Source organism: Piscibacillus sp. B03 (assembly GCF_052246295.1).
Classification (GTDB): Bacteria; Bacillota; Bacilli; order Bacillales; family Alkalibacillaceae; genus Piscibacillus.
Genome location: NZ_JBQQCO010000001.1, coordinates 265,485 through 285,122, shown reverse-complemented (window position 1 = coordinate 285,122; position 19,638 = coordinate 265,485). Strand labels below are relative to the sequence as shown.

Below are 19,638 nucleotides of genomic sequence, written 5' to 3'. Positions count from 1 at the left end.
TGAGGTGTTGTTATGAGAAAGCCTCAAGCAGAAGTTAAACGAGGACAAGCCATCTCTTTTCGGATTCCATCTGACACGCCTGATCATTTGTTGAAGGAACTGCAGCATTTAAAACAAACAGAAAGACGTAACTTTTCTAGTAAAATAGCTGAATATGTCTTAGAAGGTGTTAGTCAGCATAGTACATCAGGACGAGAAACCATCACTATTCCACTGCCTAACAAACTAAGTAAGAGTCAAAGGGATTGGATTAAGCACGAGCATTCAGAAGCGCTATTGGGTAGTATTGTTTATCATCTATTAAACGATCCAGTTCGAGCAACGGCACTTTTAGCCTCGTTAAATAGTAGCTCAACGGATATAGATGAAGCTCTATATTTACAAGAGGAACCACAGAAAGAAGCTGTACCGGAGGAAGAAAATGAAAGTTTATTAGAAGCAATTCCTGAACCCAATGATGATATGGAAGAGTTTAATTGGGAAGACTTGATGAAAAAACAGCATGAAGAAACAGCACAGAAGGAAGAGAAGGATCAATCCAATGACCAAGGCTTGGATGAATTGTTAGGTGACTTTTTAAGTAAAATGAATGACTAATGTTGAAGAGAGAATCTCAGGAATGGGGTTCTCTCTTTTTCGTATATAAGTAGAGATTTAAGTCAATGATGTAGGTATTAAAACCTACGAGGAGTATGAGTATGTATCTAATACTAGTATTAGTAGTTTGGGTGGTGTTTGCCTATAAGTTTGTCGATTGGACACAATGGAGGAAGCAGTACCCTACCATCTTGTTTTTATGGTCATCAACCTTACATACAACGTTCTTTATTATAACCACACACTTTGGGCTTTTAGAGGAATTACTGCGGACTGGTTAAGTCACTCAATTATTAACATTGCATTTACATTCTTTATTGTTCCAATTGGTTTATTGATCTTTCTGCAACGAATGCCTGATAAACGTACAAATCAATTGATTTACATTTCAGCATGGGTGGTTTTTTATACAGTGATTCAGACGTTATTTGCTCATAAGGGGATGTATGTCTATGACAATGGCTGGAATGGCTGGCTGAATATTCTTTTAAACAGTGCTTTATTTAGCGTCGTTTACCTTCACTATAGAAGGCTTATATGCCATTCTAATTTCGATACTGTTGGCTATCATTTTTTATTTCATATATCCGTTTCCTTTGGACAGCTTAAAATAAGAGGAGGCAGCATGTGATGCAAAATCGACCACCTAAGTTCTCCCAGTTTGACCAACCGGTTGTAGGTTCATCATCTTCTCTAATTAAATCAAGAGTGATTTGAATAACTGTTGTGAGTACGCGGTCAACCAAATTTTGTGGCACGTTGTGAATTCTAAAGAATTGGTTCATCCAGGGGACGCGACGTTGGAATTGGATGTAAATTTGACGAGCTGATTGGCTTGTGTCGGCCTGGTTTATCGTGTAACGTACGGCCAAGTTGAAAATATAATCGATGAAACGCCTTGATACTCCACCTCTTGTTAGTTGTGCGTACAAATTATTATGCTCAGACCTTAATACCTGCATCACTTCTTGTATAGATGGTTGTTGTCTCAAACTTATGTCATGAATAGGAATGTCTTGTGACTCATAATAGTGATTCATAACTAAACACCTCCACTTTTTAACTAGTTTATTCAACTAATCGTAATTGGGGATTTGTCAGTAGCAGGATTGGCGTTTGCTCATAAGATATAAAAGTAGTAAAAAGGGAGGGGTTTTATGTTTGATTATAGACAGGAACCGCAAGTTGTGGCATTTGCACAAGGCGATGTGACAGGTGACGGGGTTATGGACAATGTGTATTTAACGGGAGTTCATACACCTGATAGTCCATTTGTTCAAGACATTACATTAGTCATTCAAGACGGTCTGACGGGAAGGTTTAATATGACACCTTTAAGTGACGGGCAGGGATACGACCCTACATTATTTTTAGGAGATTTTACGGGAGATGGTGTTAGTGAGATTATGATTAGCATCGCAACGGGTGGTAGTGGAGGAATTATGACGGAATATATCTACTCTTACTTAGACCATCAAGAAAATCTTTTATTCGATGGTAATGCGTATAATGAAGCATACCAATACCAAGTGACATATTTGGATGATTACAAAATTCAAGTGGTAAGTGAGAGCAATCAGCAACAGTACATCATTGATATCTCGGTAAGTCGCGATCAAGACTATTTGGATGATATTTATAATGCAGATGGCACCCTTATTAGTCCAATAAGTGGGTGGGTAAATCCATTAAGTGGTCTATATCCAGTAGACTTTGATTCAAATGGCGTATATGAGTTATTAGCTTACCAACGAATCGCAGGGCAATATAACGCCGATTCGTTTGGTTATGTTCTTAATCAGTTAGCATGGGAAGATGATGCTTTTGTACTTGATCAACAAAGCGTGGCCATTTTTGGTTCAGACCTCTAAGCATATAAAAAGCCCCCAATTGAAAGGCCTTTGGGGGCTACACCTAAACCATCTATTCCTCTTTTAACTCTGTCACATCAACTTCAAATGCTTCGCCATCACGTTTTAAATAATGAACTGTTGCTTTTTGATGATTATCATCGACATCATCAATATAAACGTACTCATCATTATAAACAACGTTTTTCATATTGGGATCCTCTTTAATTTCTTTTGCACGCATTAAGTTCATTTTAATCCCTCCTAATTATGGCTTGTATTATTACCATAACCTTTTAGAAGGAGACTAAAACGTTTTATTATTTATGATGTTTTTCTTTAACAAAAGACCTTTCCTCACCATACCCGATGATACAAACCTCAGTATTTGGGTATTTCTCTAATAACAATTCAAGTTCATGGTCTTTGGCGATCATATTTTCAACAACAGGGAACTGTTCTAATAGGGTGTGAAGTGTTTCCCTAGAAGTTGCTGATTCTTCTGACGGGAAGGTGTGACTTGGAATGACATATTTAACTTTTAGTAAGTTCTTAACTGCATAAGCAGCTTCTTTAGGCCCCATGGTAAAATGGCAAGAAGAGGATAATATAGCAATGTCAGGCTCATATACATCTTGAATAATTTTCATATCAGACATAAGCGCCGTGTCGCCTGAATGATAAAGAGTATAATCATCTTCAAAATCAAAAATATAACCAGCCGATTCTCCTGCATACATAGGTGATGATTGGGTTTCCTTATACGATGACGTATGTACGGCTTGCACCATGGTTACTTTAACATCCTCTAAAGAAACGGTACCTCCAAAATTAATCGGAATTACATTTTCAAATCCCTGTTGTAATAGAATCAGAGCTAGTTCATACTGAGCGACAATCATAACATTTGAATGGTGCTCAACGAATTTTGATAGACCACTTGTATGATCGAAATGCCCATGAGTTAAGAAGATTGCATCAACTTTTTGATAAAATTCCTCTGAATCCATTAATGGCGGAAAACCTGGATTCATTTCCACAAACGGATCGATTAGATAATTCTTGCCACTTTCACTAGACAATTGATACATCGCGTGACCAAGCCTTAGTATTTTCATAGAATACCCCTAAATTATTGTTACTAAAGTTTATTCTTGTCTTAGTCATGTATGCGAATTAAACTCAGTATCCTATTAAAAAACGTTTGGTAGATTAACAAGCGCCTGCATACTTATAATCAGAAAAAGTCCCCCAGCTTTCAACCACATGAAATTGGGGATAACTAGAATTGAAGTGAATGATGATTGGTACTTGATCCAGGTCTGGGTGAGCTTGAAAAAATGGTTCTTCTCCATAGCGTATAGCAGTTAGTGCTAGAGGAAGCTCTCTTCGGAATATTTCATTACGAATAGCTGCTGTTGACTCATCGAATAAACCCCCTACAAATACATGTGCGTGATAAACTAAATCATCACCAATTTGAATCCATTCACCAATCACTTCATCCCGCATGTCATTAATTAAGTCATAAGCAAATTGAAGCCCAGCTGTTAGAAATAAGTCACCAGTCTCATCTGAATGAGTCAACGTATGGCGACGTGCAACAATTGGGCTAATATCAGTAACCTGATCTCGATACTCTACGGATAACTTGCTCGGATTAAATTCACTCATCATAACACGCCCAATGCTTTTTGTTTATTTTATGTTAATATGCGCTCGGCGTGTCACACTTTATGGTCAACAGGATTCGGTGGTTGTTCAAACCATCCTTCTTTAATCGCGATGACAAGGCCTTCAGAATAATATTTTCTCATTTTCGTCGATATTTTAGTTAATTTCATAACGATATCTGACCTAAGAGTTGAATTCAGAGCTTGAGCTACCATTTGAAAACAAAACATTCCAAGACAAGTGTTCACAAAGAACAACATCAACTTGTCAGAGAAAGGAGACATTTCAACTGGCGAGATCTTAAAATCACTTGATGCCGATAATGGAATGTTTTCTTTTTCTAGAACCTCTGATAACGACTCCAAGACGGATTCAATACCGTTTCGACCTTGAGAGAAGTGCTCTTTTAGTTCAACTTTATTTGCAAGCTTGTGAAGCGTGACAAATACCATTTTCGAGAACTGGGCTCTATGTAAAATACGTGTCAGGTTTGCTATTTCAAGAGCATTTACAGGTCTTGAACCAGTAAAAAAACCACTCAAGTATTTCTTGCTTTGAACGAAGTCTACTTCATTTTCCATCTCTAGTTGTGCTGGCTTTAAGTAGACACCCTTCTCTAGCATCAAATTAATAACATCATTTTGCATACTCATAGACATCTCAATTCTTTTCTGAAAGAAATCCCTAACATCTGGTCTTGAACAATCTGATAGCGCACTTGGGTAAGTGCTCAGAGACAGCATGGTAATATCATGGCAAAAGTATAAAATAAAGGTATCTGAGAACACTTTATGAGCATCTGGCGTTACATCTTGTTCTGTAAAGGCGTGAGGCGTGGTCAAGTTATCTTTATTAAAAATAACAGCAAGTTCTTCAAGACTTAACTTAGCATGGTCCAAAATCTTTTTGGCCATTGCTTTAATTTGTTCATCCTCACAAGATTCATAAAAGTATTCAAATAGTCTTTGCTCCATTGAATTCTTTAAGTAAGAAGACCATAGATTAGAGACTTCATTTGCCGTTAAATTTGAGAAATGGTTGTGGCCAGTTTGTTCGCTCATTTTTGTATCACTCCTTAGGTTTATTTTTCCATTGTAAGTGTTTTTAATACAAATAAATATTTTTTGTTTGAATAAAAATTCAACTGTATTAAAATGAATCAAAAAGGTAGGAGGAACTAACATGATTGATTTAAGAAGTGATACGGTTACAAAGCCAACGCAGGATATGAGAGAAGCGGCTTATCATGCAGAGGTCGGGGATGACGTTTATGAAGAGGATCCAACAGTCAATAAATTAGAAGAGCTAGCTGCAGAAAAGTTAGGGAAAGAAGCAGCATTGTTTGTTACAAGTGGTACACAGGGGAATCAAATAGCTGTTTTAACCCACTGTAAGCCAGCAGATGAAGTAATTATGGAGTCGAATGCTCACATCTTTGTTTATGAAGGAGCAGCGATGTCAGCATTAGCTGGGATTCAGCCTAAAACAATTGAAGGTCATCGTGGGGCTATGGATCCTAAACGTGTTGAAGCGGCGATTCGTCCAGATGATATCCATTTTCCTGAAACAGGTCTTATTTGCCTTGAGAATACGCACAATAAAGCAGGCGGAACAGTGGTGCCATTAGATAATATGAAAGCTATTAAGAACGTGGCTGATCAATACAATATACCTGTTCATTTAGATGGTGCTAGGATTTTTAATGCAGCTGTTGCAATGGGAGAGCCTGTACATAAAATTGCTGAACAAGTGGATACTGTGCAGTTTTGCTTGTCGAAAGGCTTAGGAGCTCCTGTGGGTTCAATTTTGGCTGGACCTAAGGAGTTTATTAAAAAGGCTAGAAAGTGGAGAAAACGCCTTGGTGGTGGGTTACGGCAATCAGGTATTATTGCAGCTCCAGGGATTGTAGCACTAACTCAGATGGTAGAGCGACTCCAAGAAGATCATGGCAATGCCAAACGTTTGTCAGAAGGTCTTGGAAACATTCAAGGAATCGAAATTGAAAGCGACGTCGAGACGAACATGGTGTTGGTAAATGTAGAAGGATTAGGACTGACAAGCGAACAATTCATAGAAAAATTAGAAGAGGTCGGGGTACGAACTGGGTCTTATGGCACCCATTCGGTTCGATTAGTAACCAATTTTGATGTAACAAAAGAAGATATTGAAACGGTCATTACGAAGGTTAATGACCTGTTTGAATAGAACCTGCACTTGAAATGAGCCTTCGTGTTGTTTAAATTTGATGTCAAACACCCGCCGAGGCGGGTGTTTTCATTTAGTAAAGGTCGATAAAACGACTTCAAGGGTCGATAAAATGGACTTTTTTACCGCGTCGACAAAATTCGTGGTCGATATTTTTAGAAAGGGGGTCAATAAATTGAACAATAGGGTCGATATCTATGTTGCAGGGGATGCCAACTACCAAGAAGTCTGGAATGCTTATTATTTTGATGCAAATAAAGATAGAACTTTTTCGTCCAAGTGAAAAAGCTTCAACATGATTTAATTCTTTATAAAATTAAAACGTCTCTTGCCTTTCTCAATACCTCTTTTCCATTTGGTTAAGAGGTCATGATACTTTGAATCTTGTTTATGGTCTGTAGGAACGTTAACAGGATCTTTAAGCCCGTTCACAATTAAAGTAATCTTGAACCTTTCGCCAGGTTCGTTAATAAAGTAAGAACCAATTTTAAAGAGGTCAGCTTTAGAAAACAAATCGTGCAGTCTTAGATTAATTTGACGGAAGGACTCCATATTAACATCTTGGGTATAGCCAATATTAATCATTAACTGTTCCCCATCAGTAAAATCATGTGGTAAGTAAGGCTTTTCAATTAAGTATTTTAAAGGTGTATCGAATGATTCACCTTCAACTGTATGAGAGAATAGAGGTCCTTTAAAGTTTGAGGTGAAATTCTCAAGGTCATGGTAGTCAATATTCATTTCACCTGTTTCATTAATGAGTTTCTTAATAGATTGAATACTGTCATCTTCAATTGATTTAAACGTATTTTGAGCATCACGAATAGTTGTGTCTTGGTCGATGAGCTCCATTAGATCGTCACTCTGAAAATAAATGACCGCATTGCACCATTCCTTCATTAAAAAATACTGTTTTGTAGCGGTTTGCCAACGCTTTTTACCTTCAAAGCGGAAGGGGAAGCGGAAAACACCGATTAGTAAATTATTCTGTTCTCTGAGATCACGAAGTTGCTCGACTAAACTATCTGTTTCACTAGAGTTTCCTCCGATAAAATGATAGAAGTATAGACGTTCGTGATCTCGTTTGTCCAAATTGCTAACGGGATAAATATTTACAGTTTTCTCCATAATCTTTACTCCTATTTCACCGTTTTGACTATTATATCCACTTCGAAATGAAAATCCTGTCAAATAAAGTATGATGTCTCGTACTAGTTTTGTTGAGTAGTGTCAAATTAGGACGTTTAAGCATCATCGGTGTATGATAGATTTAACAGATAGTGGGGAGGAAGAAGTGTGATTGAAAATAAAATTGTCTTAATTACGGGTGCAGCGAGTGGAATTGGTAAAAAGGTCGGAGAAGAGTTTGCGAAAAAGGGGAACAAGGTTGTATTTACAGATATAAACGAGGGAAATTTGAAAAATGTAGACAAGTGGTTGGTGTCACATCAGGTTGAGGGAATGACGGTTCGCTGTGAAGTGACTGAGGAAGGTGATATAAAGGAAGCCATTAAATTAACTGTTGAAAAATATGGTCGTCTAGATGTATTAATTAATAATGCCGGGCTTCAGCATATATCACCAATTGAGGAGTTTCCAACTAAGAAGTTCGAACTTATGACGAAAATTATGCTAGTGGCACCATTTATTGCGACAAAGCATGCTTTTCCTATTATGAAAGAACAGGGGAGTGGGCGAATTATTAATATGGCATCCATTAATGGGTTAGTAGGGTTTGCGGGTAAGGCAGCTTATAATAGTGCAAAACATGGTGTTATCGGCTTAACTAAAGTAGCGGCCTTAGAAGGTGCTGACCATGGTGTGACAGTTAATGCTATATGTCCAGGTTACGTTGATACGCCATTGGTCAGAAACCAGCTTGAGGATTTGGCCAAATCACGTCACGTGTCGTTAGAATCTGTTTTAGAAGAAGTAATTTATCCATTGATTCCACAAAAACGTCTACTTGATGTGCAAGAAATAGCTGATTATATTATGTTTCTCGCAAGTGATCAAGCTAAAGGTATCACAGGTCAAGCAACTGTTATAGACGGTGGTTATACGGCACAGTAAAATTAAAACAGGGACTGAATGAGGCAACAGTCCCTATTTGTGATAGTTAGTAAGTTGTAAATAGTGTAATTTTTTGTACGTAGTATAATGCACGCTTAGCAGTAGTCAATGCCCCTGAATATTCATCGTAATCGACTGTATACTGAGCATCCTGGTTCTGCCAAATGCGTTCAAAATAATCTTCAATATTTTGAACTAGCTCACTGTCATTTGGTGCTGATACGTACAGATTACTTTCCAATTTGGATTCCATTTTGGACCGCATTTGCGATGACATTTACAATCTTTACATTTAACGTAATAGCGCAAGGGATTCAAAATTTATTAAAGAAGAAGAACTCTTATATTTAACACGTTGTAGTTTAGGTCATGTCTGCGAAGCTAGCCTTATGTTAATATTATTGAAGAATTAAGGTTTTGGAAGTAGGTTATGTATGGACATCATTTTGTTTATCACCATTATTGTAGTTGCATCTGTGCTTCAAACAAGCACAGGTTTTGGATTTTCTATATTAGCTACACCGTTTTTGTTATTACTATTTGAACCAGCTGATGCTATTCAAATCAATTTAGTGTTATCTTTAATAATTTCTATTACATTGTTATCGAGCATTAAAAAAGACATTGATCTAGGGGTTATGAAAAGGTTTATTATTGGTAGTTCGGTCGGGTTACCAGTTGGTATTATAATCTTTTTATTGTTTAACATTCAAAACTTGAAGCTGTTGATCAGTCTTGTGATTCTTATTTTAACGGTTTTATTAATAATGCAATATCGGATAAGGAATTCTAAAAGAAGGGACATAATAGTAGGGTGGTTTTCAGGATCGATGACAACTAGTATTGGGATGCCAGGGCCACCGTTATTACTTTATTTTTCGGGTACTGATACACAAAAGGCTAAGCTTAGAGGAACGACATTAGCCTTTTATTTGTATATCTATTTTGTAAGTTTAATAACTCAAATTGTGTTTGCAGGGACAAGTCAAACGGTATGGATTTCAAGTGCTTTAGCTATACCGCTTGTACTGATTGGGCTATTATTTGGACAGAAGTTGTTTACGCTAATTAGTCAAAATACGTTCAGAGTTTTTACTTATCTGATATTAATATTTGCAGGTGTTTATTTATTAATAGATAGTATGATGTAAACTTCAATGAAGGATTTGGTGAATCGTATGAAGCTGGACATGAGTGCTGAAACGCTTATAGATCTAATAAGTGAATTGTTCTCGGATGAAACATCAATCGCATTATCTAACAAGAAGAATTACGTTTATTACAGACCAAGTAAACGAATTAACTTAAAAATCAAACCTGGAGATCCAGTTGTTTCAGGAACGATCGCATATAAAGCATTAAACACAAAACAGAAAGTCTCAGAGTACATTGACCGGGACGTTTTTGGTGTGCCTTATTATGGGATGGCCGTTCCTTACGAAGTCAATGGAGAAGTCGCTGGTTGTGTGACGGCAATTTTTCCTACTTTAACAAATGCTATGTCAGTGGTGACCATCAAACACGAGGATAAGTGGATCCCCACGCCTTTATCTGAGATTAATTACATAGAGGCTAAGAATAGAAATACTTACGTCATCAGTGATCATACGACTGGTACGCATAAATACACGTTAAATGAATTTGATTACTTTTTACCAAGAGATCGATTTATCCGCTGTCATCGATCTTTCATTATTAACATTAATCACATCAAGGAAATTCACCCTGATACACACTCAACATTTGTCTTAAAGATGACGGATGGATCGGATGTTCCGGTGAGTCAAACCCATTCAAGCTACTTTAGAAAGTTATTAGGGTTTTAATTTCTGCTGCTTCATACTTGAATTTGCTGGTTCATCCAAAATAAATAGAATTGTATTCAGATGACCATCACTCCGCTGTTTCATAAGTTAAAATGTCAATATAGTCAGAAAAAAGAAAGGCGGAGTATCCATGGAACAAGCATATTCACGTATAGAACATAATGGTTTAAAAGATCGTGTTGTTTCAGCAGATGTTGCTGCGTCTTGGATTCAAGATGGAATGACATTAGGTTTAAGTGGATTTACTCGTGCAGGTGATGTGAAAGCCCTTCCATTTGCACTTGTTGAGCGTGCCAAGAACGAACCTTCTTTTAAAGTAGATGTATTTACAGGAGCTTCTTTAGGCTCTGATGTTGATAAAATTTTTGCAGAAGCAGGTATTTTACGTAAGCGCTTACCTTTTCAGGCTGATCCAACGATGAGAAAGAAAATGAACGAAGGTGAATTTCACTTCGTTGATCAACATCTATCTCATACATCTGAAATGTTAAGAGCAAATACGATGGAACAAATTGATGTAGCCGTGATCGAATCTATCGGTATAACTGAGGATGGTATGATTATCCCAACGACTTCTGTTGGAAATTCATTAATCTTTGCTGAAAATGCAAATGAAATAATTGTTGAGATTAATCTAGCACAATCTGAAGAACTAAAAGGAGTGCATGACTTATACTCTCCTGGAAAACAAGGTGAGCGTCAGCCGATTCCTTTGACAAAACCTGATGATGCTATTGGGAATAAAGGTATACCAGTAGATTTAAATAAGATTAAAGGGATTATTTTTACTAATCAACCGGATTCACCGTCTAACATCGTTCCTCCTGATGAGGAGACGAAGGTGATGGCGAATCATTTAATAGACTTTTTAAAGAGTGAGGTTGATCAAGGGCGCTTAACGAAGAGTTTGGCACCGTTACAATCGGGTATTGGCTCTGTTGCCAACGCAGTCTTTCACGGGTTGTTAGAATCGGATTTTGAAAACTTAAAAGTGTATTCAGAAGTGCTTCAAGATGCTGTATTTGACTTGATTGATGCTGGAAAAGTAGATTTCGCATCTTGCTGCTCAATTACGTTATCAGAACCGAAAATGAACGAAGTTTTTGGGAACTTTAAACGATACAAAGATCGTTTGATTTTAAGACCACAAGAAATTTCTAATCATCCAGAAATTATTAGACGCTTGGGATTAATATCAATTAATACAGCCCTTGAAATGGATATTTACGGAAACGTTAATTCCACACACGTACGTGGAACACACATGATGAATGGTATTGGCGGGTCAGGAGATTTTGCTCGAAATGCCCGATTAGCTATATTTGTAACGAAGTCAATTGCCAAAGATGGGGATATCTCTAGCATTGTCCCATTTGTTTCTCACGTTGACCACACCGAACACGATGTTGATGTACTTGTCACTGAACAAGGATACGCAGATTTACGTGGACTAGCGCCAAGACAACGTGTAGAGCTTATTATAAATAATTGTGCCCATCCAATGTATCGTGAGCAATTGATGGACTACTATCACTCAGCTCTTCAAAAGGGTGGAGGTCATACACCACATGATCTAGAGAAGGCATTCTCTTGGCATGGCCAATACGAAAAAGAAGGCACGATGAGGCAGTTAGTAAAAGTGTAAACATGACAGGAAAAGCGCACGGCCCGTTTAAGTTAAAAGGTATACCTTCTAACTTTAGAAAACACCTTCAACGCCACACCGCACATGGTTGTTGAAGGTGTTTTTTATTTATGGTTTTGAATAAATGATTGATACCACTCATCCCAATCTTTTTGGTTTAGATTTGTTATAGTTGAACGATTCTCTAGATAATCTGCTCCTCGACCACCTACTATAACTTCTAAGTCCGAATGTTGGGCTGTTAAGTTATCTACGCATTTTTCTAAAAGTAACTTATGCTTTGGATGGGAAAAAGAAATAGCAACAAGTGTGACATCATTGGAGTAAACAATTTCATCTAGTCCTTTTAAAGGTGTATTCGCACCTAGATAAATAACCTCCATTCCTTTATTCCTTAAAAATAAAGAAAAGAGTAAGAGGCCAATTTGATGCAATTCTCCTTCCGGGCAAAGTGCGACAGCTTTAGGTGACTCTTCATTTACAGGTAACACCCTCAGGAATTGTGTGCACCGTTGCATAATGAGTTGAGAAGCAAAGTGTTCTTGTGCAACAGAGATTTGGTTGTTTTCCCATTCATCCCCAACCCGATAAAGAACTGGCACTAAAATGGAGTGGAAGACATCTTCAAATCTATATAACGAGAACGCGAAATCTATAGTGGCATTCGCCTTTGAAGTATTATAGTTCATTAATTCATAATACAGTTGTTCAGCAATAGTCTCATAATTATTGGATTTGTTTGTGTTTTCTTGACTTATTGTCTTATCCTCAAGTAATCGCACAGCCTCGCTTATTTTCATGCCATGGACATCAACTTGATCTTTTAGCCATTTTAATGTTTCTATATCCGAATCACTATATAACAGGTATATTTAACCGCTACAAATCGATTAACCGTGATCAAAATTTAAGGTTAGCACTAAATTATGCGATAGATCGGAATGAACTGATTCACAAAGGGTTATTAGGTTATGGAAATAAGGTGCCTGCATTAACGCCACCTTGGGCAATTTGATTTTCCTGAAGGACTTAAATCTTATGAATATAACTCTTTACTTGCTAGGCAATATTTAAGGCAATCTGGTTGGAATATGAGTTCAACATATCATATAGCCGTATTTGAGAACCTGACTGACATTGGTTATTTACTAATGACTCAATTACAAAAAACATTAGGAATCAACGTTAATGCAGATATCATACTAAATAATCAACAGTCAAAATGGCGACATATTTTAGCAGAGAAAAAGTTAAACCCTCAATATGATTTATTCATCATCAACATTGGAACGTTATTTTTTGAAGGGACACCTGCTTTCTACCATCGAGAATTGTTTGGGGTAGATGGTGCTTATCGCGTCGGACCTGAGATACCAAAGTTCAATGAGCTTTACCAATTGTTCGAAAGGGAAACCGTTGCGGATAAATTTTTAGAGCGAGCAAAAGACCTGGACCGTTACGTGTTCGATGAAGCGTTGGGCTTATTTTTATTTAGTCCTGACCAGCTCTACGCCGTTAATCGTTACGTCAATTTTGTTCCCTACAGAACGTCGCTTGAGTTCGCTGATACAAGTGTCGATCCTAGGCATTGGTCTAAAATATGATGGTGAAACCCTGCCACTTTGTCGTGGTGGGGTTGTTTTTAGGAGGAATGTCTCATTTTTTCACTGGAATGTCTCATAAATTAATTCGGATACCCATTTTCGACAAAATTCGATTCCTTATCTTTGGCCCAAATGTCTCATAAACATTTTCTGATGTCCTATAATTTTTCCCACTTACCGTTTTCTTAGTTGTATTCTGTCGAACGAGCGTTCTTAGAATGTAATAAATTTACATTCTAAAGTAAATTTTTAATATTTAAGAGAAAACTTAATAATTCATAAGTATTTTTAAGGACCCTTATACTAAGCCATGTTTTTCCACTCTTTATACATATCAATGATGAATAATTACGTTTTAACTGAATTGAGAAAAAATTTCGCCCCCCTTATTATAAATAAATGTAAGTTTAAAAAACGTTTGTGAAAGGAGAACTTACTTATCAGTAATCAAAACGCAACAGCAACTTTAAAACCGTTAGATACTGTTACTCTAGAAGAACCGACTCTGGAAGATGGAGCGGGAATGTGGGATTTAGTAAGCAACTCAACGTTAGATCAGAATTCAGCTTACAAATACATTATGATGTGTGAATACTTTGCTGAGACTTGTGTAGTCGCAAAAGAAGAAGGGAAAGTCGTGGGGTTTGTAACAGCGTTTATACCTCCAGAAAAACAAGATGTATTATTTATTTGGCAAGTAGGCGTTGATTCATCGCAGCGTGGTAAAGGTATTGCTTCACGTATGCTTCAAGAGATTTTTGATCGCGATGTATGTAAAGATGTTAAATTCTTAGAAGCGACTGTAACACCTTCTAATAAAGCTTCAGAAGCTCTATTTAAAGGATTTGCAGATAAAAACAATACAAAATGCGATGTTTCAGAATTATTTTCTCAAGATCTCTTTCCATCAGATGAGCATGAAGAGGAGCTACGATTCAGAATTGGACCTGTTAAAAAGTAATTCAGCTTATATGATGGTTAAGTTATAAATTTTAAGGAGGAAAAGAATGTCTAAGACAAATATGGAAATCTTTGAAAAACTAGAATCCGAGGTACGCAGTTATTGCCGTGATTTCCCAACGGTATTCACAAAAGCAAAAGGGCATCAGTTATTTGATGAAGATGGGAAAGAGTATATTGACTTTTTCTCTGGTGCCGGAGCTCTAAACTATGGACATAATGATGAGAACATGAAAAAGAAATTAATTCAATATATTATGGACGATGGTATTACACACTCATTAGACAAAGCGACAACTGCAAAAGCAGAGTTTATCGAAAAGTTCAATGAAGTGATTTTAAAACCACGTAACCTTAACTATAAAATGATGTTCCCTGGACCTACAGGAACAAACGCAGTAGAGAGTGCATTGAAGCTAGCACGTAAAGTGACAGGTCGTACAGACATTATTAGCTTTACAAGAGGCTTCCATGGTATGACGATTGGTTCATTATCCGTAACAGGTAATGCGTCTAAACGTAAAGGAGCAGGAGTTCCTTTAAACCACACGGTGACTATGCCTTATGATCAATTCGTTGATGAGAGAGATTCAATTGATTATCTAGAGCGCTATCTTGAAGATGACGGTAGTGGTGTAGATCTACCAGCAGCGATGATCGTAGAGACAGTTCAAGGTGAAGGTGGTATTAATGCTGCTCGCTTTGACTGGTTAAAGAAAGTTGAAGAACTATGTGACAAACATGATATTTTACTTATTGTAGATGATATACAAGCAGGGATTGGTCGTACTGGTACCTTCTTTAGCTTTGAGAAAGCTGGAATCAAACCAGATATCATTTGCTTATCGAAATCACTAAGTGGTTATGGTGTACCGTTTGCTGTAACACTATTCCACCCGGATTTAGATATCTGGAATCCTGGTGAGCATAACGGAACATTCCGTGGTAACAACCATGCGTTTGTTACAGCGTCAGCGGCATTAGACTATTGGAAAGATTCTAGCTTTGAAGAGTCAATCCAAGAAAAATCTAAAATCACGCTTGATTATTTAAATAAAATTGTTGAAGAATACCCAGAGCTAAACGGTAAAGTAAAAGGCCGTGGCTTAATGGTTGGTATTGAATGTGAAAGTGGAGAAGTAGCGGATCGTGTAACTTCTGAAGCATTTGAGCGTGGTCTCGTGATGGAAACAGCAGGAATGGACGGAGAAGTATTTAAGTTATTCCCAGCTGTAAACATTGATGAGGATGCGTTAAGAAAAGGGTTAGAAATCATTGAAGAAAGCGTCAAAGTAGTTGTAAAAGAACCAGTAACTAACTAAGAATCGAAGGGGAGAAACCAATGAAAGTCGTAAAACTAGATGATATTATCGGAACTGAACAAGACGTTCAAGCTGAGAATGGTAATTGGGTTAGCCGTCGTCTAATCCTTAAGAAAGATAACATGGGGTATTCAGTTCATGACACAGTCATTAAAGCTGGTACAGAAACTCATATCTGGTATCAAAACCACTTAGAAGCTGTTTACTGTATAGAAGGAGACGGTGAAGTGGAAACTTTAAAAGATGGTAAGGTTTATAAAATTACCCCAGGTACGTTATATGCGTTAGACGAGCATGACGAACACCTATTACGCGGTGGTAGTGAAGACATGCGCCTTGTATGTGTCTTCAATCCTCCGATCTCTGGTAAAGAAGTTCATGATGAAAACGGGGTTTACCCAGTAGATGATGAATAATACCAATAGCTCTGCGTTAAGCAGGGCTATTTTTTTGTATAAAATTTACTCCTATTGAAAAACTATGGATTAGAAGAAACGGGGGTAACTATATGGCAGATCAAGCTAAATTATCATCATCTGAGATCGGTGTTTTATGGGTAACGTACCAGCAGAAGACTATGACTTTGAGAATGTTGGAATATTTTATAGAACATGCGGACGATCATCAATCAAAAGAGATAATGGTGGACTTATATGAACAAATATCCCCTTATGAACAGAAGATAAAAGACATATTTATGGCAGAAGGGGCTGCAATTCCAGTTGGTTTTACTGAAGATGATGTTTATCCTAGTGCGCCCAAGCTTTACGACAATGGTTTTGACATTATGTTTGTGCGCTTACTTAAGGAAATTAGTATGGGAATGCATACATTAAATTTAAACATGGCTTATAGACAGGATGTCATGCAGTTATTCCAAGAATTAACGTCCATTACTCAAATAACTTATGAGAGATGTACGACGTATTTAATTGAAAAGGGTCTTTTGCCACGTTCGCCTTATACTCAAATACCAAAGTCCGTTGAGTTTGTCCAAGACACAAGTTATTTAAGTGGATTCAACCCAATGAAAGAGAAACGCCCATTAAATACAGTAGAAGTGGCTCATTTATTTCACACAATAGAATCCAATGTTATTGGAATGATGTTAATTTTAGGCTTTTCTCAAGTCGCTAGTAAAAAAGATACAAAGAGATACTTTGAAGAAGGAGTAGGCATCTCTAAACAAGTTATAAAAACGGTTTCGGATATTTTATTGGAGAGTAATATCCATGTGCCACAAACCTCAGGTGGTAATGTCACAAGTTCAACGTCAACCCCATTCTCTGATAAACTCATGATGTACTGTGTATCGTTATTTTGTAGATTTGCGATTGGTGGGAGCTCACTTGGAACTGCATTTAGTCAACGTAACGATCTGGTTAAGGATATCACAAAAACGTTGCAAGACATTTTTACCTACGCACATAAAGGTGCCAAGCTTATGATTAATAACGGATGGATGGAAGAGCCACCACAGACGATGAAATCAGATCATAAAAATTAACTTATTGGAACTTTTGCACCATTAGTGCAAAAGTTCTTTTTATATTAAGTAAAAAGTCTCATAATCTCACAATTAATAGCATACGGTTGAATAAGTAGCATTATGGGGAGGGGATTATATGAGCGAGGAAGAAGTAAAGGAAACCATCGAGGAGGTAGATGCGGACAAAGATGCTGAGGACAATAAAGGAATGGGGATTGTTGCCTACTTTATCTTTTTTATCCCTTTATTAGCAGCGAAGGATTCCAAGTTTGCGATGTATCATGCCAACCAAGGCCTAATTTTATTGTTAACGGCAATTATTATTAATACTGTCGGAACGGTTGTGCCTATTATCGGTTGGTTGTTAGTGCTTCCATTAGGTAACTTGTTTGTATTTATACTTTGGATTATTGGAATTATCAATGCTGCCAAAGGAGAGAAAAAGCCACTACCGCTCGTTGGGAAGTTCGAAATACTAAAATAAGCTGTATGGGTGACCCGTCAATGTAAAGCATTGGCGGGTTATTTTTCTGAAAGGGTGCTCGCTATTATTAGGTTAAAGTTTTACTAGACAATTTTAAAGGTTTACTAGAAGATTTTCCTGAATACTAGACAACCTCTTTAGCAGGATAATATCTATATCTGTCGAATCTGAACTATAGTGTCATTTAGGAGGGATTGCGATGGATTTAGGACTGAAAGGAAAAACGGTTGTTGTTATGGCGGCTAGTAAAGGGTTAGGAAAGGCAACAGCTTTAGAGTACGCGAAAGAAGGAGCGACAGTTTTTATCTCGAGTCGTAGTGAAAATGAGCTGAAAAACGCTGTAGATGACATTCAGTCGAAAAGTGGACAAGCTCAAGTTTTTTATCAAGTATGTGACATTACCAAATCTGAAGACATTAAAGCGTTGTTCAAGAAGGTGGTCGATCAAACAGGGAGAGTCGATGTGCTTATCAATAATGCAGGTGGGCCTCCAGCAGGCACTTTTGAAAAGTTCGATGACCAAGATTGGCAGGAGGCTTTTGAGCTAAACTTGTTAAGCTTTATCCGAACGATCAGAGAAGTATTACCTTATATGAAAAAGCAACAATCTGGCAGAATCGTTAATTTCGCATCATCTTCAATCAAGCAAACAATCAATAATTTATTACTTTCAAATACGTTTAGATCGGGGATTGTGGGCCTAGCAAAAGGCTTGTCACAAGAATTTGGAGAACATAACATCCTCATTAATACGTTAGGGCCAGGTCGAATTGGGACAGACCGTTTGGCAGAGCTCGATGAGGCGAGAGCTAGTGCGCTAGGTGTGTCGGTTGAAGACGTTGAAAAACAGGCTAAAGCATCCATTCCGATGGGACGTTATGGCACGCCAGAAGAGTTTGCGAAAGTTGCCGTTTTTCTAGGGTCCGAAGCAAACACATATTTAACAGGACAGTCACTAGTTGTCGACGGAGGCATGGTTAAGGCATTATAAAAAAAGCCCGAGCGATTTACTCGCTTCGGGCTACATTTATGTTTCTAGTTCTAAATAAGAGGGCTCCAACTAATAATAGTAAGTACAGAACGAACCCAACTAACGTATAAAAGTAAAGCATTGGTGTGTCCTGAACGTAACCTACAACAGGGATATTAAGTAAAATTAACAACGGAAAACCGAATAATAAAGCCGTTCCGCTCCCCATCACTAAATTGTCGGCTGTATTTGTCTTGAAATGAGGATCAACGGCTTTGACAAGTGCCATTCCAGTTGAAATCGTCCCTGTTTGCATGCCGAAAAATCCTAGTGTATTTGGAAGAGCAGCGTTTGGAAAAATCCTCGGTACAATCCAAACAAGGTACAAGACCGTAAGTAGGCCACCGACCGTTGTGATTAGTAATACAGGAACTATATATTCTCGTAGTGCGTATATAGAAATTGCCGCGATGGATGCTGTGATCATATAATCAAATGAAAAACCTGCAATTCGTTGTAACAAGAAGTTATTAGGGCTATGTTCTAGTTTCAAACCAGCTTGCTGAACTTTATTTAAAATGAGTCGAAAAACCACTGCATATAAACTACCAATTAGAAAATGAAACCCAACTAATAACTGTGCAAGGTTGGCACCAAAAGTTCCAAGAGGCGTTAACACAATGTCTAAGCCAGTGATCGTTAAGTATCATAATTAAGTACGTGTTTAAGTAATGGGTGTCTAAATAAAGGTTCACCAGCTATGTAACAAACAGGTTCATCTATATAACAGTTAAGAAATAGAGGGTCCCAGTTATTGACGTGATTCGCAATGATGACATAGGGAGGTTTAAGACCCACAGTGTCATTACGCTCGATGACAATATCAGACGGGATTCTATGAACTGTCTAATTGGTGTTAGTATTAATGATTGAGCCAGT

General features: G+C 37.5%; 26 protein-coding genes. 16 read left to right on the top strand and 10 right to left on the bottom strand.

Annotated elements, in window-relative coordinates; translation table 11 throughout:
- Window positions 1-12: 12 nt before the first annotated feature.
- Together ACTWQB_RS01585 and ACTWQB_RS01580 are read left to right on the top strand one after the other, a co-directional pair.
- Window positions 13-597 carry a hypothetical protein gene (locus tag ACTWQB_RS01585; RefSeq protein ID WP_443137427.1) on the top strand — a complete coding sequence of 195 codons (585 nt, stop codon included), beginning with the start codon at window positions 13-15 and terminating at the stop codon, window positions 595-597.
- A gap of 166 nt (window positions 598-763) precedes the next feature.
- Window positions 764-1,228 (top strand): CBO0543 family protein, encoded by a 465-nt coding sequence (locus ACTWQB_RS01580; protein WP_443137426.1) that lies wholly within the window; start codon window positions 764-766, stop codon window positions 1,226-1,228.
- Here the strand turns inward: ACTWQB_RS01580 and ACTWQB_RS01575 are convergent.
- Window positions 1,203-1,637 carry a hypothetical protein gene (locus ACTWQB_RS01575; RefSeq protein WP_443137425.1) on the bottom strand — a complete coding sequence of 145 codons (435 nt, stop codon included), beginning with the start codon at window positions 1,635-1,637 and terminating at the stop codon, window positions 1,203-1,205. The two genes, ACTWQB_RS01580 and ACTWQB_RS01575, sit on opposite strands and share 26 nt — an antisense overlap.
- 117 nt (window positions 1,638-1,754) lie before the next feature.
- Between ACTWQB_RS01575 and ACTWQB_RS01570 the strand changes: the two genes are divergently transcribed.
- Entirely contained in the window at window positions 1,755-2,468 is a 714-nt protein-coding gene (locus tag ACTWQB_RS01570; protein WP_443137424.1) for a VCBS repeat-containing protein, read from the top strand.
- Between the two features lie 52 nt (window positions 2,469-2,520).
- Here the strand turns inward: ACTWQB_RS01570 and ACTWQB_RS01565 are convergent, their stop codons facing one another.
- The 4 genes from ACTWQB_RS01565 to ACTWQB_RS01550 form a co-directional block, all read right to left on the bottom strand.
- Window positions 2,521-2,700 (bottom strand): H-type small acid-soluble spore protein, encoded by a 180-nt coding sequence (locus ACTWQB_RS01565; protein ID WP_443137423.1) that lies wholly within the window; start codon window positions 2,698-2,700, stop codon window positions 2,521-2,523.
- A 67-nt stretch (window positions 2,701-2,767) separates the two neighbouring features.
- Window positions 2,768-3,565, bottom strand: coding sequence for a metal-dependent hydrolase (locus tag ACTWQB_RS01560; protein WP_443137422.1), 798 nt, complete (start codon window positions 3,563-3,565; stop codon window positions 2,768-2,770).
- A 94-nt stretch (window positions 3,566-3,659) separates the two neighbouring features.
- Entirely contained in the window at window positions 3,660-4,121 is a 462-nt protein-coding gene (locus tag ACTWQB_RS01555; RefSeq protein ID WP_443137421.1) for a staygreen family protein, read from the bottom strand.
- Between the two features lie 53 nt (window positions 4,122-4,174).
- The gene (locus tag ACTWQB_RS01550) at window positions 4,175-5,182 is read right to left on the bottom strand and encodes a DUF3231 family protein (protein ID WP_443137420.1); all 1,008 of its coding nucleotides are present in this window, start codon (window positions 5,180-5,182) and stop codon (window positions 4,175-4,177) included.
- Between the two features lie 121 nt (window positions 5,183-5,303).
- On the opposite strand from ACTWQB_RS01550, the gene ltaE reads away from it, so the two are divergent.
- On the top strand, window positions 5,304-6,326 hold the full coding sequence (gene ltaE / locus ACTWQB_RS01545; RefSeq protein ID WP_443137419.1) for a low-specificity L-threonine aldolase: 1,023 nt from the start codon (window positions 5,304-5,306) through the stop codon (window positions 6,324-6,326).
- Window positions 6,327-6,626: 300 nt separating this feature from the next.
- Here ltaE and ACTWQB_RS01540 read toward each other — a convergent pair whose 3' ends face one another.
- Window positions 6,627-7,454 carry a cell division protein FtsZ gene (locus ACTWQB_RS01540; protein WP_443137418.1) on the bottom strand — a complete coding sequence of 276 codons (828 nt, stop codon included), beginning with the start codon at window positions 7,452-7,454 and terminating at the stop codon, window positions 6,627-6,629.
- Window positions 7,455-7,622: 168 nt separating this feature from the next.
- On the opposite strand from ACTWQB_RS01540, the gene ACTWQB_RS01535 reads away from it, so the two are divergent.
- Window positions 7,623-8,399 carry a 3-hydroxybutyrate dehydrogenase gene (locus ACTWQB_RS01535; RefSeq protein ID WP_443137417.1) on the top strand — a complete coding sequence of 259 codons (777 nt, stop codon included), beginning with the start codon at window positions 7,623-7,625 and terminating at the stop codon, window positions 8,397-8,399.
- 46 nt (window positions 8,400-8,445) lie between these two features.
- On the opposite strand, the gene ACTWQB_RS01530 is transcribed toward ACTWQB_RS01535, so the two are convergent.
- Window positions 8,446-8,652, bottom strand: coding sequence for a hypothetical protein (locus ACTWQB_RS01530; protein ID WP_443137416.1), 207 nt, complete (start codon window positions 8,650-8,652; stop codon window positions 8,446-8,448).
- Window positions 8,653-8,833: 181 nt separating this feature from the next.
- Here ACTWQB_RS01530 and ACTWQB_RS01525 point away from each other — a divergent pair, with 181 nt between their 5' ends.
- The 3 genes from ACTWQB_RS01525 (at window position 8,834) to ACTWQB_RS01515 (ending at window position 11,870) form a co-directional block, all read left to right on the top strand.
- Window positions 8,834-9,550, top strand: a complete 717-nt coding sequence (locus ACTWQB_RS01525; RefSeq protein ID WP_443137415.1) for a sulfite exporter TauE/SafE family protein — start codon at window positions 8,834-8,836, stop codon at window positions 9,548-9,550.
- A gap of 39 nt (window positions 9,551-9,589) precedes the next feature.
- Window positions 9,590-10,225, top strand: a complete 636-nt coding sequence (locus ACTWQB_RS01520; RefSeq protein ID WP_443137445.1) for a LytTR family DNA-binding domain-containing protein — start codon at window positions 9,590-9,592, stop codon at window positions 10,223-10,225.
- Between the two features lie 130 nt (window positions 10,226-10,355).
- Entirely contained in the window at window positions 10,356-11,870 is a 1,515-nt protein-coding gene (locus tag ACTWQB_RS01515) for an acetyl-CoA hydrolase/transferase family protein (protein WP_443137414.1), read from the top strand.
- A gap of 104 nt (window positions 11,871-11,974) precedes the next feature.
- Here ACTWQB_RS01515 and ACTWQB_RS01510 read toward each other — a convergent pair whose 3' ends face one another.
- On the bottom strand, window positions 11,975-12,670 hold the full coding sequence (locus tag ACTWQB_RS01510; protein ID WP_443137413.1) for a cobalamin B12-binding domain-containing protein: 696 nt from the start codon (window positions 12,668-12,670) through the stop codon (window positions 11,975-11,977).
- Between the two features lie 35 nt (window positions 12,671-12,705).
- Here ACTWQB_RS01510 and ACTWQB_RS01505 point away from each other — a divergent pair, with 35 nt between their 5' ends.
- From ACTWQB_RS01505 to ACTWQB_RS01470, 8 genes are all read left to right on the top strand, one after another.
- On the top strand, window positions 12,706-12,885 hold the full coding sequence (locus tag ACTWQB_RS01505; RefSeq protein WP_443137412.1) for a hypothetical protein: 180 nt from the start codon (window positions 12,706-12,708) through the stop codon (window positions 12,883-12,885).
- A gap of 76 nt (window positions 12,886-12,961) precedes the next feature.
- Window positions 12,962-13,474: a hypothetical protein gene (locus ACTWQB_RS01500; protein ID WP_443137411.1), complete on the top strand. Its 513-nt coding sequence runs from the start codon at window positions 12,962-12,964 to the stop codon at window positions 13,472-13,474.
- Between the two features lie 439 nt (window positions 13,475-13,913).
- A complete protein-coding gene (gene ectA, locus ACTWQB_RS01495) occupies window positions 13,914-14,435 on the top strand; it encodes a diaminobutyrate acetyltransferase (protein WP_443137444.1) in 522 nt (173 codons plus the stop codon).
- A gap of 46 nt (window positions 14,436-14,481) precedes the next feature.
- On the top strand, window positions 14,482-15,756 hold the full coding sequence (gene ectB, locus ACTWQB_RS01490; RefSeq protein WP_443137410.1) for a diaminobutyrate--2-oxoglutarate transaminase: 1,275 nt from the start codon (window positions 14,482-14,484) through the stop codon (window positions 15,754-15,756).
- Between the two features lie 20 nt (window positions 15,757-15,776).
- Window positions 15,777-16,172 carry an ectoine synthase gene (locus ACTWQB_RS01485; RefSeq protein WP_443137409.1) on the top strand — a complete coding sequence of 132 codons (396 nt, stop codon included), beginning with the start codon at window positions 15,777-15,779 and terminating at the stop codon, window positions 16,170-16,172.
- 92 nt (window positions 16,173-16,264) lie between these two features.
- Window positions 16,265-17,263 carry a DUF3231 family protein gene (locus tag ACTWQB_RS01480; protein WP_443137408.1) on the top strand — a complete coding sequence of 333 codons (999 nt, stop codon included), beginning with the start codon at window positions 16,265-16,267 and terminating at the stop codon, window positions 17,261-17,263.
- Window positions 17,264-17,381: 118 nt separating this feature from the next.
- Window positions 17,382-17,729, top strand: a complete 348-nt coding sequence (locus tag ACTWQB_RS01475) for a DUF4870 domain-containing protein (RefSeq protein ID WP_443137407.1) — start codon at window positions 17,382-17,384, stop codon at window positions 17,727-17,729.
- A 199-nt stretch (window positions 17,730-17,928) separates the two neighbouring features.
- Window positions 17,929-18,720 carry an SDR family oxidoreductase gene (locus ACTWQB_RS01470; protein ID WP_443137406.1) on the top strand — a complete coding sequence of 264 codons (792 nt, stop codon included), beginning with the start codon at window positions 17,929-17,931 and terminating at the stop codon, window positions 18,718-18,720.
- Between the two features lie 16 nt (window positions 18,721-18,736).
- On the opposite strand, the gene ACTWQB_RS01465 is transcribed toward ACTWQB_RS01470, so the two are convergent.
- Complete coding sequence (locus ACTWQB_RS01465; RefSeq protein WP_443137405.1) at window positions 18,737-19,378, bottom strand: hypothetical protein; 642 nt, start codon at window positions 19,376-19,378, stop codon at window positions 18,737-18,739.
- 20 nt (window positions 19,379-19,398) lie between these two features.
- The gene (locus ACTWQB_RS01460; protein WP_443137443.1) at window positions 19,399-19,575 is read right to left on the bottom strand and encodes a lysophospholipid acyltransferase family protein; all 177 of its coding nucleotides are present in this window, start codon (window positions 19,573-19,575) and stop codon (window positions 19,399-19,401) included.
- Between the last annotated feature and the right edge of the window lie 63 nt (window positions 19,576-19,638).

Coding starts and splice junctions, on each gene's coding strand:
- ACTWQB_RS01500 (WP_443137411.1), top strand. CDS start 12,962: ATGAGTTCAACATATCATATAGCCGTATTTGAGAACCTGACTGACATT.
- ACTWQB_RS01575 (WP_443137425.1), bottom strand. CDS start 1,637: ATGAATCACTATTATGAGTCACAAGACATTCCTATTCATGACATAAGT.
- ltaE (WP_443137419.1), top strand. CDS start 5,304: ATGATTGATTTAAGAAGTGATACGGTTACAAAGCCAACGCAGGATATG.
- ACTWQB_RS01510 (WP_443137413.1), bottom strand. CDS start 12,670: ATGAAAATAAGCGAGGCTGTGCGATTACTTGAGGATAAGACAATAAGT.
- ACTWQB_RS01570 (WP_443137424.1), top strand. CDS start 1,755: ATGTTTGATTATAGACAGGAACCGCAAGTTGTGGCATTTGCACAAGGC.
- ACTWQB_RS01515 (WP_443137414.1), top strand. CDS start 10,356: ATGGAACAAGCATATTCACGTATAGAACATAATGGTTTAAAAGATCGT.
- ACTWQB_RS01470 (WP_443137406.1), top strand. CDS start 17,929: ATGGATTTAGGACTGAAAGGAAAAACGGTTGTTGTTATGGCGGCTAGT.
- ACTWQB_RS01525 (WP_443137415.1), top strand. CDS start 8,834: ATGGACATCATTTTGTTTATCACCATTATTGTAGTTGCATCTGTGCTT.
- ACTWQB_RS01550 (WP_443137420.1), bottom strand. CDS start 5,182: ATGAGCGAACAAACTGGCCACAACCATTTCTCAAATTTAACGGCAAAT.
- ACTWQB_RS01480 (WP_443137408.1), top strand. CDS start 16,265: ATGGCAGATCAAGCTAAATTATCATCATCTGAGATCGGTGTTTTATGG.
- ACTWQB_RS01565 (WP_443137423.1), bottom strand. CDS start 2,700: ATGAACTTAATGCGTGCAAAAGAAATTAAAGAGGATCCCAATATGAAA.
- ACTWQB_RS01585 (WP_443137427.1), top strand. CDS start 13: ATGAGAAAGCCTCAAGCAGAAGTTAAACGAGGACAAGCCATCTCTTTT.
- ectB (WP_443137410.1), top strand. CDS start 14,482: ATGTCTAAGACAAATATGGAAATCTTTGAAAAACTAGAATCCGAGGTA.
- ACTWQB_RS01505 (WP_443137412.1), top strand. CDS start 12,706: ATGTTTCTATATCCGAATCACTATATAACAGGTATATTTAACCGCTAC.
- ACTWQB_RS01580 (WP_443137426.1), top strand. CDS start 764: ATGGAGGAAGCAGTACCCTACCATCTTGTTTTTATGGTCATCAACCTT.
- ACTWQB_RS01560 (WP_443137422.1), bottom strand. CDS start 3,565: ATGAAAATACTAAGGCTTGGTCACGCGATGTATCAATTGTCTAGTGAA.
- ACTWQB_RS01540 (WP_443137418.1), bottom strand. CDS start 7,454: ATGGAGAAAACTGTAAATATTTATCCCGTTAGCAATTTGGACAAACGA.
- ACTWQB_RS01530 (WP_443137416.1), bottom strand. CDS start 8,652: ATGGAATCCAAATTGGAAAGTAATCTGTACGTATCAGCACCAAATGAC.
- ACTWQB_RS01475 (WP_443137407.1), top strand. CDS start 17,382: ATGAGCGAGGAAGAAGTAAAGGAAACCATCGAGGAGGTAGATGCGGAC.
- ACTWQB_RS01485 (WP_443137409.1), top strand. CDS start 15,777: ATGAAAGTCGTAAAACTAGATGATATTATCGGAACTGAACAAGACGTT.
- ACTWQB_RS01520 (WP_443137445.1), top strand. CDS start 9,590: ATGAGTGCTGAAACGCTTATAGATCTAATAAGTGAATTGTTCTCGGAT.
- ACTWQB_RS01555 (WP_443137421.1), bottom strand. CDS start 4,121: ATGAGTGAATTTAATCCGAGCAAGTTATCCGTAGAGTATCGAGATCAG.